Consider the following 15,790-nt stretch of genomic DNA (forward strand, 5'->3'; position numbering starts at 1 on the left):
GAGGAAGAAAGCCTGTTTTGGGAACAGGAATGACGCTGTGGAACGAGGTTAACCTACAGATTGCGGGCGCAGCGAGATCTTATTCAGCCAGCCACCGCTGTTTTCCATCTGAGCGATATCAAACCCATGCGGCAGAATTTTAAGCAGGGCACGCTGTGCCGCCAGGCTCTGTTCCTGCGACTCAAAGCGCAAAACCAGCGAATCCTGGGCGGGCGTAATACTTTTTACCTGAATCCCCTGGGCGTTAAGCCGCTGCCAGACATAAAATCCATCCGGCAAGGTCACGCCCTGTTCGGCAGCGCGAATTTGCAGGGCGTTCTCATGGCGAAACAGGGCCGGTACCAGCGCAAAGGTAATGATCGCCAGTAATCCAACCAGCAGCCAGCGCAGCGGCTGGCGTACAAGAGACTGTAACCATTGCATTATGGTTGACCTTTTTGCTTGCCGTTACTGTTCCGTTTACGCCACAGTACCACCAGCGAGCCTACCAGCCCAAACACCAGCAGCACCAGCGGCAACAGCATCAGGCAGAACATCAGTTCATCTTCATAGCGGCGGAAGATCGGCGTTTTACCCAGCGCAAAGCCCATCACCGTCAGGATCAACACCCACAAAAAGCCGCTCATCCAGTTAAAGAACTGAAAGCGCGCGTTGCTCAGACCGGAAAGGCCGGCGATGGTGGGCAGCAGCGTACGAACGAAAGCGATAAAGCGACCAATTAACAGCGCAGAGAGGCCGTGGCGGTGAAACAGCTGATGGGCGCGCTGATGATATTGCGCAGGCAAATGGGATAGCCAGTTTTGCACCGTAGGCGTATTGCCCAGCCATCGCCCCTGAATATAGCTAACCCAGCAGCCAAGGCTGGCTGCGGTGGTAAGGATAAACAGGGTAAGCGGAAAATTCATTGTGCCTTTGGCTATCAGCACGCCCACCAGAATAAGCAGGCTGTCGCCGGGAAGAAAGGCTGCGGGAAGCAGGCCATTCTCCAGAAACAGAATCATAAACAGTACGCCATAAATTGCCCAGACCAGCGTCGGATCGGCCAGGGTCTCAAAATCTTGTTGCCATAATGCTTGCAACAGCGCTTTTAAAATATCCATTCATTGTTCCTGAACTTCATTGTTAACACTGGCTCATCGATAAAGAGGCCGGGAGGGCGGATGGGTCGTTTTTGTTAATTGTAGTCGCCGCTACCGCAGGCCAGGTAATCGCCTTTTTGCCTGGATGGCTGATAAAAAACGATGCATTCTTCTTTCCCGCTGCGAAAGGGTAAGAAAAGGTGGATAACTGTAACAAAATCCACCCTGACGAGACAGGGAAAGTTACCACTGACTAAAAGTTTTACCGTTGAAAATCACTGGCTGAAAGGAGCTTTACACTGGCTGACACTAAAGTAAATTAGCTGACTTTAGACGCTTTGTTAGCCAAAGCGTCTGTTTTTAGCGGGAAGAGGAGGTATCGGGCAGGATAACCGGGTTTTCGGCAAACATATAACGGTCAACGTTGAACTCAAAATCGTCGGTTGTGGCGTTAAATAACATCTGGCGGGTATTTTCCAGATGCTGCCACATCGCCAGCTTGGCGGCGGCCGGATCTTTACGCATTAACGCTTTCAGAATCATATCGTGGTCGTTGCACCAGCTGCCAATAGCGCGTTCATCTATATGTTCATGCAGCTTTAGCCAGTAAGGATTATGCGTGCGGTGCAGCCACATTTTTTCCACAATCGCCGCCAGCGCGCTATTTTGCGTCGCCATGGCGATTTGTACATGAAAACGCATATCCCATTCGGAATCGCGAAAGCGATCTTCTTTGCGCGCCTCCTGCTGGATCTCCATAAGCTGCACAATGTCCTGCCTGGTCACACGCGTCGCGGCGAATTCCGCCACGTTACTTTCAATAAGCTGACGCGCCTGTAGCAGTTCAAAAGGGCCGAAATTCGCAAACTCCAGCTGGCTGTTGGTGATAATGCGCGGGTTCTGCTGGCTGGAAATAACATGAATGCCGGAACCCTTGCGCACTTCCACGTAGCCTTCCACCTCCAGCATAATGATCGCCTCACGCACCACGGTGCGGCTGACCTGCATCTCTTCAGCGATTAAACGTTCTGCTGGTAGCTTATCGCCAACCTGATACTGCCCCGATTCAATGCGATTTTTTAGCTCTGAGGCCAGCTGTTGATAAAGACGACGCGGTTCGCTGATTTCCATAATCCATTTCCTGCTGGTGTGTTCTGTAAGTTGTTATACCACTTAGCGGCATGAAGGCCAATCACTCCAGAGGGTAAGAAGAGGGAAATGCGTTGTTGGTCAACCAAGAAAGAAGGGGAGAACAGAGAGGCGCGCATCTGGCGATGCACGCCCTGAAGCAACTAACTACGTACCGGCTCGGCAGCAGGCGCGGCAGGCGTCTGCGCCAGTTCGGCGGCCGGTTTGTTTTTCAGCACTGTCCAAATCACTAACGCACCCAGCAGATCGAATACCGCCAGCGCAGCAAACAGCGGGCTGAAGCCCAGCGTATCGGCCAGCGCGCCAACCACCAGCGCAAACATGGTGCTGGCGGTCCAGGCGGCCATGCCGGTCAGCCCGTTGGCTGTAGCCACCTCATTACGACCAAACACATCAGAAGAGAGCGTAATCAGCGCGCCGGAAAGCGCCTGATGTGCAAAGCCGCCGACGCACAGCAGGGCAATCGCCACGTAGGGACTGGTAAACAGGCCAATGGTGCCGGGCGCTATCATCAATACCGCGCCCATTGTTACTACCAGCTTGCGTGAAACAATCAGGTTAACGCCAAACAGCCGTTGAAATAGCGGAGGCAGGTAGCCGCCAACAATGCAGCCGAGATCGGCAAACAGCATCGGCATCCAGGCAAACATGGCGATCTCTTTCAGATTAAAGCCGTAGGTTTTGAACATAAACAGCGGGATCCAGGCATTGAAGGTGCCCCAGGCGGGTTCCGCCAGGAAGCGAGGCAGGGCAATGCCCCAGAACTGGCGGTTACGCAGGATCTGGCCGGCGCTCATTTTTTTGCCGTTGTCGAGCTGATGGTGCGATTCCTGACCGGAAAGAATATAGTCGCGCTCGCTATCACTGAGTTTTTTCTGCTGCCTGGGATGTTTATAAAATACCAGCCAGCAAAGCGCCCAGATCAGGCTGAGGACGCCGGTAATAATAAACGCCATTTGCCAGCTATGGGCGACGATAGCCCATACCACCAGCGGCGGCGCAACCATTGCGCCAATCGAGGAGCCAACATTGAAATAGCCCACCGCAATAGAGCGCTCTTTTGCCGGAAACCATTCGCTGCTGGCTTTCAGGCCGGCGGGGATCATGGCCGCTTCGGCGGCACCCACGGCGGCACGCGCAATCGCCAGACCGCCCCAGCTGTTTGCCAGTGCGGTTGCGGCGCAGAAGATTGCCCACATAATCGCAAACACGGCATAGCCGACCTTGGTGCCAAGGATATCGAGAATGTAACCGGCCACCGGCTGCATAACGGTATAGCAGGCAGAGTAGGCGGCTACGATATAAGAGTATTGCTGCGTGGTGATATGAAGCTGTGCCTCAAGCGTTGGCGCTGCTACGGCAATGGCGTTACGTGTCAGGTAACCCAGCACGGTACCGATGGTCACCAGACCGATCATATACCAGCGTAGCCCTTTTATTTTACGCATGTCATACCTCTTCCAGTTCTGTTTGCGGCTGTGCCGCTGTTGTTTTTTATTGCGGGTCTGCCGCGGTCAACTGCGTACAGAAAGCATCCGTGAGCAAGACCTTGCCTTTGCCCTTTTCCATTCCTTACCTGTGAGAGAAATTTCTGCTCATCAAAATCTGACCGGCAGACGATAACTTGTCATACCGATTTAAAAGTTGAATGCCATCACAAAACCCATTTTTGCAATGTGGGATACTCAAACCCAAGAAATGTCAGGTGATTACTGGCTTGCAAGGCAGTTGGCCGTCAACCAACGGGCGCGACGTTGTCTGATATGTGAGCTGTATCGCAAAATAATCGCTGCTATCGCTTTAATTGGTATGATAACTTTTTGCCATCAGGTGAACGCATCGATAACGTTCATGTAAAAGGAGATCGGAATGTCCCGTTTTATGACCGAAGATTTTTTGCTGGATAGTGAGTTTGCCCGCCGTCTGTATCATGACTACGCGGCCGATCAACCGATCTTTGATTACCACTGTCACCTGCCGCCGCAGCAGATCGCTGATAACTATCGCTTTAACAACCTGTACGACATCTGGCTTAAGGGCGATCACTATAAATGGCGCGCCATGCGCGCTAACGGCGTGCCGGAAGCGCTTTGCACCGGCGATGCCAGCGATCGTGAAAAATTTAACGCCTGGGCACGCACCGTTCCGCATACCATCGGCAATCCTCTTTACCACTGGACGCACCTTGAGCTGCGCCGTCCGTTTGGCATCACCAATGTGCTGTTGTCAGAAAAAACCGCCGATCGCATCTGGGACGAGTGCAACGCATTGTTGGCGCAGGATGACTTTAGCGCACGCGGCATCATGCAGCAGATGAACGTGCGAATGGTGGGAACCACCGATGATCCGGTAGACGATTTACAGCATCATCATCGCCTGGCGCAGGATGAAAGCTTCACCATTAAGGTGTTGCCGAGCTGGCGTCCTGATAAAGCATTCAATATCGAAGCCGAAGGCTTTGCTGACTATATGCATAAGCTTGGCGCCGTCGCGGATACCGATATCCGCCGCTTTGAGGATTTACGCCGTGCGTTAAGCAAGCGCCTCGATCATTTTGCCGCGCACGGCTGCAAGGTTTCCGATCATGCGCTGGATGTGGTGCTGTTTGCCGAAGCGGACGATGCCACGCTGGATGAGATTCTGGCGCGTCGCCTGCAGGGAGCGCAGCCTTCGGAACAGGAGATAGCGCAATTTAAAACCGCAGTGCTGGTATGGCTGGGCGCAGAGTACGCCCGTCGCGGCTGGGTGCAGCAATATCATATCGGTGCGCTGCGCAATAATAACCGCCGTCAGCTGCAGCTGCTGGGGCCGGACGTCGGTTTCGACTCCATCAATGATCGTCCGCTGGCTGAGCCGCTGGCGCGTCTGCTTGATGCGCAAAACCGCAATAACGCCTTACCGAAAACCATTCTTTACTGCCTCAACCCGCGCGACAACGAGGTGCTGGCGACGATGGCCGGCAATTTCCAGGGTGAGGGCGAGCCAGGCAAGATGCAGTTTGGTTCCGCGTGGTGGTTTAACGATCAGCTGGATGGCATGCAGCGTCAAATGACGCAGCTGGCGCAGATGGGTCTGCTGAGCCGCTTTGTCGGCATGTTAACCGATAGCCGTAGCTTCCTTTCTTACACGCGTCATGAATATTTCCGTCGTCTGCTCTGCCAGATGATTGGGCGCTGGGTAGAAAACGGCGAAGCGCCGGCGGATATCGATCTGTTGGGCAACATGGTGAAAAACATCTGCTTCAACAATGCCCGCGACTATTTTGGCATTGAGCTTTAATCCGGGGAAATGTCATGCAAACACTGAATCGCAAAAATTTTCCTGGAGCGCAATATCCAACCCGCATCATCCAGTTTGGCGAGGGTAACTTTCTGCGCGCCTTTATCGACTGGCAGATCGATCTGCTTAACGCCCACAGCGATCTGGCTGCGGGCGTAACGGTCGTCAGGCCGATCGATCGTCAGGTCGACTATACGCTTAACCATCAGGACGGACTTTATACCGCCCTGATCCGTGGGCTGAATGCGCAGGGGGAGGTGGTGAGCGAGCCGCGCCTGATCCGCTCGATAAACCGCGAGATCCAGCCGTATCGGCAGTTTGATGAATTTATCGCGCTGGCGCAGGACGCGCATATTCGCTTTATGTTTTCCAATACCACCGAAGCGGGCATCGCTTTTAACGCCGACGATCGGTTGGAAGATCGCCCGGCGCGCTCGTTCCCTGGCAAGGTTGCCCAGCTATTGTGGGCGCGCTGGCGGCATTTCTCCGGCGCGGCGGATAAGGGCTGGATCATCCTGCCCTGCGAGCTGATCGATAATAACGGCGACGCGCTGCGCGAGCTGGTGCTGCGCTATGCCGAGTGCTGGCAACTGCCAGCGGATTTCAGCGCCTGGGTGAAGCAGCACAATATTTTCTGCAACACGCTGGTGGATCGCATCGTTCCCGGCTATCCGGCGGCAGAGGCTGAAGCGCTGTTTGTGGAGCTTGGCTACCGCGATCCGATGCTGGTGGCGGGTGAGGTGTTTTACCAGTTTGTGATTCAGGGCCCACAGCAGGTAGCCGATGAACTGCGGCTGTCGGCGCTGCCGCTTAATGTCCGGCTGGTGGAAGATATCAAGCCGTGGAAAGAGCAGAAAGTGGCGATCCTTAACGGTGCGCATACGGCGATGGTGCCGGTAGCCTGGCTTTCCGGGTTGGGTACCGTCGGCGAGGCGATGAGCGATAATGGCATTGCACATTTTATCGATGCCATGCTGCGCGAAGAGGTGATCCCAACGCTGGATCTGCCTGCGGAGGATCTTCACCGCTTTGCGGATGCGGTGCAGGGCCGTTTCCGCAATCCTTTTATTCACCATCAGCTTTCGTCGATTGCCTTAAACAGCATGACTAAATTCCGCACGCGTCTGTTACCGCAGCTGCTGACCAGCTATCAGCAAAACAACCGCTGGCCAACGCGCATCACATTTGCGCTGGCGGCGCTGCTCGCTTATTACCGTGGCGAACGCGACGGCGAGCGTTATCCACTACAGGATGATGCGCGCTGGCTGGATCGCTTTGCCACGCTTTGGTCGCAGCAGGCGCAGGGCACTATCTCGCTGCCGCAGCTGGTTGCAACGGTGCTGAGCGATGAGCAGCACTGGGGAAGCGATCTCAGTGAGCAGCCTGGCCTGGTGGAGGCCGTTACCCAACACCTGCAAAACATCACCGCTCACGGCATGCGGGCGGCGTTACCACAATGAGGAATACCGGCTATGCAACAAGCGATTAAAATAGCGCCGCGCGATAATGTCGCCGTTGCGCTCAGCGATCTGGACGAAGGTAGCGTGCTGACGCTGGAGCAAGTGACCGTCACGTTGCGTCAGCCGGTAGCCCGCGGACATAAGTTTGCGCTGCGGTCGATCGCCGTCGATGAACACATTATTAAGTATGGATTGCCAATCGGGCACGCCACGCAGCCGATCGCGGCGGGTGAGCATGTCCATGCGCAAAATGCGCGAACCAACCTCAGCGATCTGGACGAATATCAATATCAGCCCGATTTTATAACGCTGCCGCCGCAGGCTGCTGACCGAGAAGTGCAGGTTTACCGGCGCGCTAACGGTGAAGTCGGTATTCGTAATGAGTTGTGGATCCTGCCGACCGTTGGCTGCGTCAACGGCATCGCCCGTCAGATCCTGCAGCGCTTTTTGCGTGAAAGCGGCGACGCTGCCGGTATCGATGGCGTTCATCTGTTCAGTCATCCTTTTGGCTGCTCACAGCTCGGTCAGGATCATGAGAATACCCGCACCATGCTGCAAAATATGGTGCGCCATCCCAATGCCGGCGCGGTGCTGGTGATTGGTCTGGGCTGCGAGAACAATCAGGTTGATGCGTTTCGCGATACGCTGGGCGGCTATGATAGCGATCGCGTCAGCTTTATGATCTGCCAGCAGCAGGAAGATGAAGTCGAGGCGGGGCTGGAACGCCTGCATCAGCTTTATCAAACCATGCGCCACGATCGACGCGAGCCGGGAAAGCTAAGTGAGCTAAAATTCGGACTGGAATGCGGCGGCTCAGATGGTTTCTCCGGCATTACCGCCAACCCGCTGCTGGGACGTTTTTCCGATCGCATGATCGCTAACGGCGGAACCACGGTGCTGACCGAGGTGCCGGAGATGTTTGGCGCGGAACGCATTCTGATGAGCCGCTGTCGCGACGAGGCGACGTTTGAAAAAACGGTCGCGATGATTAACGACTTCAAACGTTATTTTATTACGCATCAGCAGCCAATTTATGAAAACCCGTCGCCGGGCAATAAAGCGGGCGGCATTACCACGCTGGAAGAGAAATCGCTGGGCTGTACGCAAAAGGCTGGCCAAAGCCAGGTGGTGGATGTGTTGAAATATGGCGAACGTCTGCGTCAACCGGGGCTTAATCTGCTTAGCGCGCCGGGCAATGACGCGGTTGCTACCAGCGCGCTGGCGGGCGCGGGCTGTCATATGGTGCTGTTTACCACCGGGCGCGGTACGCCTTACGGCGGCTTTGTGCCAACGGTAAAAATCGCCACCAATAGTGAGCTGGCAGAGCGTAAGCCGCACTGGATTGATTTCAACGCCGGTCCTCTGGTGCTGGACACGCCAATGGAAACGCTGCTGGAGCACTTTGTTGATTATATCGTTGAGGTGGCGAACGGCAGGCAGACCAACAATGAACGCAACGATTTCCGCGAGCTGGCGATCTTTAAAAGCGGGGTCACGCTGTAAAAGAGGCGGCCTGATGGCCGCCTCTGTAATTGCGCTTTTTTGCTCAGAAACCCTCAGCGGTCAGCTAAGGCTCTTTGATGCAGTGCGCTGTTCTTCCGCCTGACAAACGGCAGCGGTAAACAGAATATCGGTGGATGAGTTCAGTGCGGTTTCCGCTGAATCCTGTAATACGCCGATAATAAAGCCAACCGCCACTACCTGCATGGCGATGTCATTAGGAATGCCAAACATATTACAGGCCACCGGAATCAGCAGCAGCGAGCCGCCAGCCACGCCGGATGCGCCACAGGCACACAGTGAAGCGACCAGGCTGAGCAGTACGGCTGTGAGCACATCAACCTGAATGCCCAGCGTATTTACCGCCGCCAGCGTCAACACGGTAATGGTAATGGAAGCGCCCGCCATACTAATGGTTGCACCCAGCGGGATGGAGACCGAATAGGTATCTTCATCCAGATTCAGTCTCTTCGCCAACGCCATATTCACCGGAATATTGGCTGCCGAGCTGCGGGTGAAGAAAGCGGTCACGCCACTTTCACGCAGGCAGGTAAACACCAGCGGAAAGGGGTTGCGGCGGATTTTCCACCATACCAGCAGCGGGTTAAACACCAGCGCCATCAGCAGCATACAGCCAATCAGCAGGGTAAGCAGATGCGCATAATTCCACAGCGCGGAGAAGCCAGTTGACGCCAGAATCGAGGCAACCAGACCAAAGATGCCCAGCGGCGCGCAGCGGATCACCATGCGTACCACCCAGGTCACTGCATGGGAGGCATCACTAAGCAGTTGCCGGGTATTGTCGCTGCTGTGGCGAAATGCAATGCCCAAGCCAATTGCCCAAACCAGGATGCCAATATAGTTAGCGTTCATTAAAGCAGTAAATGGATTCGCAACCATGCTCATTAGCAGGCCGTTTAATACCTCAGCGATGCCGGATGGCGGGGTAATTTCCGTTTGCACCGCGCTCAGGGTCAGCATCTGCGGATAGAAATGACTGCAAACCACCGCGACTACTGCCGCAAAGAAAGTGCTTAACAGATACAGCAGGATGATCGGGCGGATATTACTTTTTTGCCCATGTCGGTGATTAGCAATCGAGGAGATGACCAGCACCAGCACCAGCAACGGCGCTACGGCTTTCAGGGCGTTAACAAAAAGCGAGCCGAGTAAGCCCACCGCCAGCGCTGCATCTTTGGAGAACCAGGCAAGCGCAATACCGGCCACCAGGCCTACCATAATTTGTTTTACCAGACTGCCGCCGAACAGACGCGCAATCAGCGTGGAAGAACTTTTTTCCATCGTGAGAACCAGTAATAGTTATTGTGGCCGTCGCCGCCTTATCAGACCACGAGCGGCATGAGTGTTTGCCTGGAGGAGTATAAGGAAATGCGTTGGCAGGAAAAGCAGAAATTATGGCTATCAGGGCGGGATCAACTTTTTTTGTTTCTGTTTATTGGAATTGTGACAGTGATTCCAATTGCTCGATGTTGTTTGAGCGGAATAATTAACGGGGCGCTAAGCGCCCCGCAGCATATTAATTTGTTACTCTGCTTTGCTTATTTTATTGCGATCGTTTCGGTGATTAACCCAGGCGTTGATCAACAGCGTCAGGCCAAGGATGGACCCAACCACAGTCAGTGAAACTGAAACCGGAATATGCCAGATATCAACAATCAGCATCTTAATACCGATAAATACCAGCACAATCGCCAGGCCATACTTCAGCATAGAGAAGCGTTCTGCCACGCCCGCCAGCAGAAAATACATGGCGCGCAGGCCAAGGATCGCAAACAGGTTAGAGGTCAGCACAATAAAGGGATCGGTGGTAACGGCAAAAATGGCCGGGATACTGTCGACGGCAAAAATCACGTCGCTCAGCTCTACCATAATCAGTACCAGCAGCAGCGGCGTGGCATACAGCAGGCCGTTGCGACGAACGAAAAACTTCTCGCCTTCCAGATTATCCGTCATACGTAAATGACTGCGCAGCCAGCGCACCACCGGTTTATCACCGACAGAATTTTCATCTTCCTCTTTGCTGAACGCCATCTTGATACCGGTAAGCAGCAGAAAGGCACCGAACAGATAGAGGATCCAACTAAACTGAGTGACCAGCCAGCTACCAGCGAAAATCATAATGGTACGCAGGACAATGGCGCCCAGCACGCCGTAAATCAGCACCCGACGCTGATAGGCAGCCGGTACGGCGAAATAACCGAACAGCATCAGCCAGACAAAAACGTTATCCACGGCCAGCGCTTTTTCCAGTACATAACCGGTCAAAAAAGCCATGGTTTGGGTATTCGCCATTTCACGGCCGGCAGAGCCATCGAGATACCACCAAAAAGCGGCGGAGAAGAGCAGGGAAACAGAAACCCAGACCAGCGACCAGACTGCCGCTTGTTTAAGCGTCATGGCTTGTGCGCCGCGCCGTCCCTGTAAAAAGAGATCGATCGCCAGCATGATTAGCACGACAACGGCAAAGCTGCCCCAGAGTAACGGTGTGCCAACGGTTTGCATAAATAATATCCTGTCAGTAAACAAAAACGGCCAACGTCGGAAGACGTCAGCCGCGCTGTTTATCGCAAGCAAAACCCCGCCTTCCGGCAAGGTCTCACTTACAACGCAGAAATAATTCCGGGTTGCCCGATGACCGGATGCATAACGCATCGTAATGACGATCGATCGGCTAACAAGTTACTCCCCTTTGCTGCAAAGAAAGATAGAAGAGCACCAGTCAATAAGCAACGTATCTAAAGTAATATTTTGAAATATTTACACTAAGTGGATCTGATCGCTTTATCAGCCGGAAAAACCACACCGGTTTGCCGACGGATCTCTGACAACAGGCGCGCTGTGCTGCACGCCAACGACAATCCTGCATGCTCGACGTGCCGCTTAGCGACCAGCTCTGCGAAATGCTCAGCTTCATAACGCATCGTGTTACTGTGCTGCGCTGGCGTCAGATCCTGCGCTGCGCCGCCGCGAGGGATAAAGGTAATGCGTTGGACTTCAGAGAGTTTTTCTATCACCAGCGAGCCCGCCTCGCCCTGAATTTCGCTGGGAATATGCGAGTCGCTGACTTTGGAATGCAGCAGCGTGACATCGAAATCGCCGTAATGCATCAGCACCGCACCGTGCGCATCAACGCCGCTTGCCAGTAGTGCGGCCTGCGCCTGTACCCGTTGCGGCTCGCCCCATAGCGCCAGCGCGCTGGCCAGGCAGTAATAGCCAATATCCATAATGGAGCCGTTAGACCAGCGCGGATCGAAAGTATTGGGATGCTCGCCGTTCAGGTAACGCGGATAGCGGGAAGAGTACTGACAATAGTTGAACAGCGCCTTACGCAGCCTGCCAAGCTGCGGCAGGGCCTGTTGGATCACCTGAAAACCCGGCAGGCAGGCAGTTTTAAACGCTTCAAACAGCACCACCTGATTTTCAGCGGCGCAGGCGATCATCTGTTCAGCTTCCTGAAGAGTAGAGGCGAGCGGCTTTTCACAAATCACATGCTTGTTATGACGCATGAACAGCAGCGCCTGCTCACAATGCAGGGCATTAGGGCTGGCGATATAAACCGCGTCAATCTCAGCGCAGGCTGCCATCTGCTCCAGTGAGATAAAGAGGTGATCGGCCGGACAATCTTTAGCGAACGCCAATGCCTGTTCCAGCGTGCGCGAGTAAATGGCGGTCAGCTTCATGTTGCCGGTTTCATGGGCAGCCTTCACAAACTGCCGGGTAATCCAGTTAGTGCCTACAATAGCGAAGCGAATCATAAAAATTCTAACTCCTGAGCTTGAGTGCAGAAGGGCAGAGTAGCATGCGCGTTGGGTTGCGCTACGGCAAAGCGCTACTGCTGATTTGATCCTGCGATCCGCCTTCCAATATCATGGCTTCTTTCCTGGATGCAGGAACCGTAACAGAAGGATGCGATGTGAGCGTTAAACATGTTCTTAACTGGACCACTATTCTGGTCGCGATCCCGGTAGGCTGCGCGGCATCGCTGGTAACGCTAGGCTTCCGTCATCTAATTGAATTGATTAATCAATTACTGTTTCATAGCGATCGCGATATTACCGTGGCGATGACCGTCTGGCCCTGGTACTGCTGGCCGCTGATTGTTGGGACAGGCGGCATTATTGCCGGTTTTTTTCTGCGCTATGCCGTCAGTCTCGAACAGCAGCAAATCAGTAAAACCGACTATCTGGATGTCATCAACGCCCGGCTGGATGCGGTGCCGACCAGAACTTCATTGTTTCGTGCGATCTCATCAATTGCCAGTATTGGCAGCGGTGCCTCTATTGGTAAAGAAGGGCCGATGGTGCAGCTTTCGGCGCTGTGCGGCAGCCTGATGGGGCGTTTTTGCTTTAAATCGGTCGCTATCAATAACAGTGAAATTGTTGCGATGGCCGCCGCCGCCGGGCTGGCCTCGGTTTATCATGCTCCGCTGGCCTCGGCAATTTTCGTGGCGGAGATCGCTTTTGGCATCACGGCGCTGCAGCGGCTGATCCCGCTGATTATCGCGGCCGCCACGGCGGTCATGACCATGTGGTCGCTGGGGCTGCGCAATGCGCTTTATCCCTTTGCCGAGGTCGCGTTTCAGCTGGATCCGACCACGCTGCTGTTGACGGTTGCCGTTGGCCTGTTATCCGGCCTGCTTGGCTGGCTGCTGATTAAAATGATCGGCCACAGCAGGCAGCTTTTTTCTCATGTTCGGTCGCTGCCGCTGCGTCTTGGATTAGGGGGGCTGCTGGTGGGCACGCTGGCGCTGGTTTCCACCGATATCCTTGGCAACGGCTATGAAGTGATCGTGAAGATTATGGCCGGACACTATCTGCTGCCCGCGCTACTGCTGCTGCTGGCGTTGAAAATGAGCGCAACGGCGTTGTCGGTGGGATCGAATGCGGTGGGCGGATTATTTACGCCCTCGCTATTGGTAGGGGCGCTATTGGGCGTAATCATCGCTACGCTGGCGCGACAGGCCGGGCTGCCGGTAAGCAACACGCTGCTGTTTGCAGTGGTGGGCATGGGGGCAGTGCTGGCTGCGGTCAGTCAGGCTCCCCTGATGGCGATGCTGATGGTGCTGGAAATGACTTTAAACAGCAGCCTGCTGTTTCCGGTAATGATCGCTACCGTGCTGGCGGCAATGGTCGCCTGGCAGCTGCAGGCGACCAGTACCTATCCCGTGGTAACGCAGCATTTTAATCGCGCTGATGCCAAGCTCGATTTTGATAACAGTATTATCGAGCAGCTGATTGTACCCGGCGCCGCGCTACAGCCGCATGAATCGGTAGGGCGCGCGCTGGCGGTCAGCTCGCTGAAAAAAGAGCGCTATGTCTATGTAATTAACGACCTGGGGCATTTTCTTGGCGTGGTTTCGATTCACGATATTTCGCGCAAAATTCTCGATCATGAAATTACGCTCGATTCGCCGGTGATTCTGGTGATGGATGCACAGTTTCCCTGTGTGTTCCGCAATCAAACGGTGCGCGAGGGATGGGAAGCTTTTGCACAGGTCACGCTGGAGCGTCTGCCGGTATTAAATAATCCACAGGATCGTAAATATCTTGGCGTATTGACCAAAACCAGCCTGATTAGAAAGGCGAAAGCGTTTATTTAATCGGGGTTGCCCAACTGAGCCTGATGAGTTAGCCACAGTCGGGTATCGAACTCCAGTTGATGATAATCTGGCTCCATGTGGCAGCAGAGCTGGTAAAACGCTTTGTTGTGCTCTTTCTCTTTGATATGCGCCAGCTCATGCACCACGATCATGCGCAGAAAGGCTTCCGGTGCCTGACGGAACAGCGTGGCAACACGAATTTCCGCCCGCGCTTTCAGCTTGCCGCCCTGCACCTGTGAGACAGCGGTATGCAGGCCAAGCGCATGTTTTATGACGCGGATTTTACTGTCATAGATCACTTTATTCAGCGGCGCGGCGTTGCGTAAATAGCGGTTTTTAAGCGCCTGCGTATAGTCATACAGCGCTTTGTCACTGGTGATATTGTGCATGGCGGGATAGCGCTGTTGTAGCACTTCGCCAAGGCGCTGCTGATCAATAAGGGTCTGGACCTGGCGCAGCAGCGTTTCAGGATAGCCCTGCAGATAAATTAACGACGACATGACGCGGCTCGAATAAAAAGGCAGTATACTGCGCCCCCGCTTTCGGGGCGAAAAGATGCGCAATAGTACCACGCCGAGGAATCCATGAGCCAATTAGAACTGAGCCAACGCACGCTGACCTTACACCGCTTCCCGCGTATGCAGGAAGAAAACCCACTCCAGGCGTGGGATTCGGCCGATGAGTATCTGTTGCAGCAAACGCTGCCGGAGCAGGGACCACTGCTGGTATTTAACGACAGCTTTGGCGCACTCGCCTGCGCGCTGGATCGCCCACTCTACAGCATTAATGATTCATGGATTAGCCAGCAGGCGACGCGTCAAAATCTGCGTGACAACCAGCTGGATGAGGATCGGGTGACCCTGCTTGACAGCATGGCACCGCTGCCTGCTGCCCCCGCCTGCGTGCTGATTAAGATCCCCCGCACGCTGGCACTGCTGGAGCATCAGCTGCGTCAGCTGCGTGAAGTGGTGACGCCGGAAACCGTTATTATTGCCGGTGCGCGCGCGAAAGATATCCATACCTCCACGCTGCAGCTGTTTGAACGTATTCTTGGCCCAACGAAAACCTCGCTGGCGTGGAAAAAAGCGCGCCTGGTTTACAGCACTTTTGCCGCGCCGGAACTCAAGCCGCAGGCGGAGACGCTGAGCTGGCCGCTGGATGGCACCGCGTATCAGATTCATAATCATGCCAACGTCTTTTCCCGCAGCGGGCTGGATATTGGCGCGCGTTTCTTTATGCAGCATCTGCCGGATAATATCACCGGCGAGATTGCTGATCTTGGCTGCGGAAACGGCGTGATTGGTCTGCTGGCGCTGGAGATGAATCCACAGGCGGAAGTGCATTTCATTGATGAATCCTGGATGGCGATCGCTTCCAGCCGCATGAACGTTGAGCTTAACCGTCCGCAGGATATGGCGCGCAGCCATTTTCAGGTCAATAACGCGCTGAGCGGTTTTCCGGCCGATCGTCTGCATGCGGTGCTCTGTAATCCTCCTTTCCATCAGCAGAGCGCAGTGACCGATCATATCGCCTGGCAGATGTTCCGGGACGCGCGCCGCTGCCTGCAGTATGGCGGCGAACTGCGTATCGTTGGCAACCGCCATCTGGATTATTATCGCAAAATGAAAAAGCTGTTTGGCAACTGCACCACCGTGGCGTCAAATAACAAGTTTGTGGTGCTGCGCTCGGTAAAGCTGCGTTGA

General features: G+C 54.5%; 13 protein-coding genes. 5 read left to right on the plus strand and 8 right to left on the minus strand.

The window, feature by feature from the left end:
- Positions 1–48: 48 nt before the first annotated feature.
- The 4 genes from mzrA to ACQE3Z_RS08610 all read right to left on the minus strand — a co-directional run bounded on the left by mzrA (position 49) and on the right by ACQE3Z_RS08610 (position 3,676).
- Positions 49–423, minus strand: a complete 375-nt coding sequence (gene mzrA, locus ACQE3Z_RS08595) for an EnvZ/OmpR regulon moderator MzrA (protein ID WP_426973315.1) — start codon at positions 421–423, stop codon at positions 49–51.
- Positions 423–1,100 carry a DedA family protein gene (locus ACQE3Z_RS08600; RefSeq protein WP_426973316.1) on the minus strand — a complete coding sequence of 226 codons (678 nt, stop codon included), beginning with the start codon at positions 1,098–1,100 and terminating at the stop codon, positions 423–425. Before ACQE3Z_RS08600 ends, mzrA begins: the two co-directional genes overlap by 1 nt.
- Before the next feature lie 339 nt (positions 1,101–1,439).
- Entirely contained in the window at positions 1,440–2,210 is a 771-nt protein-coding gene (exuR, locus tag ACQE3Z_RS08605; protein ID WP_426973317.1) for a transcriptional regulator ExuR, read from the minus strand.
- A 161-nt stretch (positions 2,211–2,371) separates the two neighbouring features.
- Complete coding sequence (locus tag ACQE3Z_RS08610) at positions 2,372–3,676, minus strand: MFS transporter (protein WP_426973319.1); 1,305 nt, start codon at positions 3,674–3,676, stop codon at positions 2,372–2,374.
- Positions 3,677–4,097: 421 nt separating this feature from the next.
- On the opposite strand from ACQE3Z_RS08610, the gene uxaC reads away from it, so the two are divergent.
- From uxaC to ACQE3Z_RS08625, 3 genes are read left to right on the plus strand one after another with little or no spacing between them, the layout of a single operon-like run.
- On the plus strand, positions 4,098–5,507 hold the full coding sequence (uxaC, locus tag ACQE3Z_RS08615) for a glucuronate isomerase (protein WP_426973320.1): 1,410 nt from the start codon (positions 4,098–4,100) through the stop codon (positions 5,505–5,507).
- Between the two features lie 14 nt (positions 5,508–5,521).
- Positions 5,522–6,967, plus strand: a complete 1,446-nt coding sequence (locus tag ACQE3Z_RS08620) for a tagaturonate reductase (protein WP_426973322.1) — start codon at positions 5,522–5,524, stop codon at positions 6,965–6,967.
- A 12-nt stretch (positions 6,968–6,979) separates the two neighbouring features.
- Positions 6,980–8,470 carry a UxaA family hydrolase gene (locus ACQE3Z_RS08625; RefSeq protein WP_426973324.1) on the plus strand — a complete coding sequence of 497 codons (1,491 nt, stop codon included), beginning with the start codon at positions 6,980–6,982 and terminating at the stop codon, positions 8,468–8,470.
- Positions 8,471–8,530: 60 nt separating this feature from the next.
- Here the strand turns inward: ACQE3Z_RS08625 and sstT are convergent, their stop codons facing one another.
- The 3 genes from sstT to ACQE3Z_RS08640 all read right to left on the minus strand — a co-directional run bounded on the left by sstT (position 8,531) and on the right by ACQE3Z_RS08640 (position 12,243).
- Entirely contained in the window at positions 8,531–9,769 is a 1,239-nt protein-coding gene (gene sstT / locus ACQE3Z_RS08630) for a serine/threonine transporter SstT (RefSeq protein WP_426973326.1), read from the minus strand.
- Between the two features lie 243 nt (positions 9,770–10,012).
- Entirely contained in the window at positions 10,013–10,990 is a 978-nt protein-coding gene (locus ACQE3Z_RS08635; protein WP_426973328.1) for a TerC family protein, read from the minus strand.
- A 260-nt stretch (positions 10,991–11,250) separates the two neighbouring features.
- Positions 11,251–12,243: a Gfo/Idh/MocA family protein gene (locus ACQE3Z_RS08640; RefSeq protein ID WP_426973329.1), complete on the minus strand. Its 993-nt coding sequence runs from the start codon at positions 12,241–12,243 to the stop codon at positions 11,251–11,253.
- Positions 12,244–12,401: 158 nt separating this feature from the next.
- Between ACQE3Z_RS08640 and ACQE3Z_RS08645 the strand changes: the two genes are divergently transcribed.
- The gene (locus tag ACQE3Z_RS08645; RefSeq protein WP_426973331.1) at positions 12,402–14,087 is read left to right on the plus strand and encodes a chloride channel protein; all 1,686 of its coding nucleotides are present in this window, start codon (positions 12,402–12,404) and stop codon (positions 14,085–14,087) included.
- On the opposite strand, the gene ACQE3Z_RS08650 is transcribed toward ACQE3Z_RS08645, so the two are convergent.
- Positions 14,084–14,587 (minus strand): M48 family metallopeptidase, encoded by a 504-nt coding sequence (locus ACQE3Z_RS08650; RefSeq protein WP_426973333.1) that lies wholly within the window; start codon positions 14,585–14,587, stop codon positions 14,084–14,086. The two genes, ACQE3Z_RS08645 and ACQE3Z_RS08650, sit on opposite strands and share 4 nt — an antisense overlap.
- An 84-nt stretch (positions 14,588–14,671) precedes the next feature.
- On the opposite strand from ACQE3Z_RS08650, the gene rlmG reads away from it, so the two are divergent.
- A complete protein-coding gene (gene rlmG / locus ACQE3Z_RS08655) occupies positions 14,672–15,790 on the plus strand; it encodes a 23S rRNA (guanine(1835)-N(2))-methyltransferase RlmG (RefSeq protein WP_426973335.1) in 1,119 nt (372 codons plus the stop codon).

The sequence above is a fragment of the Pantoea sp. FN0307 genome (genome assembly GCF_050113815.1).
Classification (GTDB): Bacteria; Pseudomonadota; Gammaproteobacteria; order Enterobacterales; family Enterobacteriaceae; genus Mixta; species Mixta alhagi.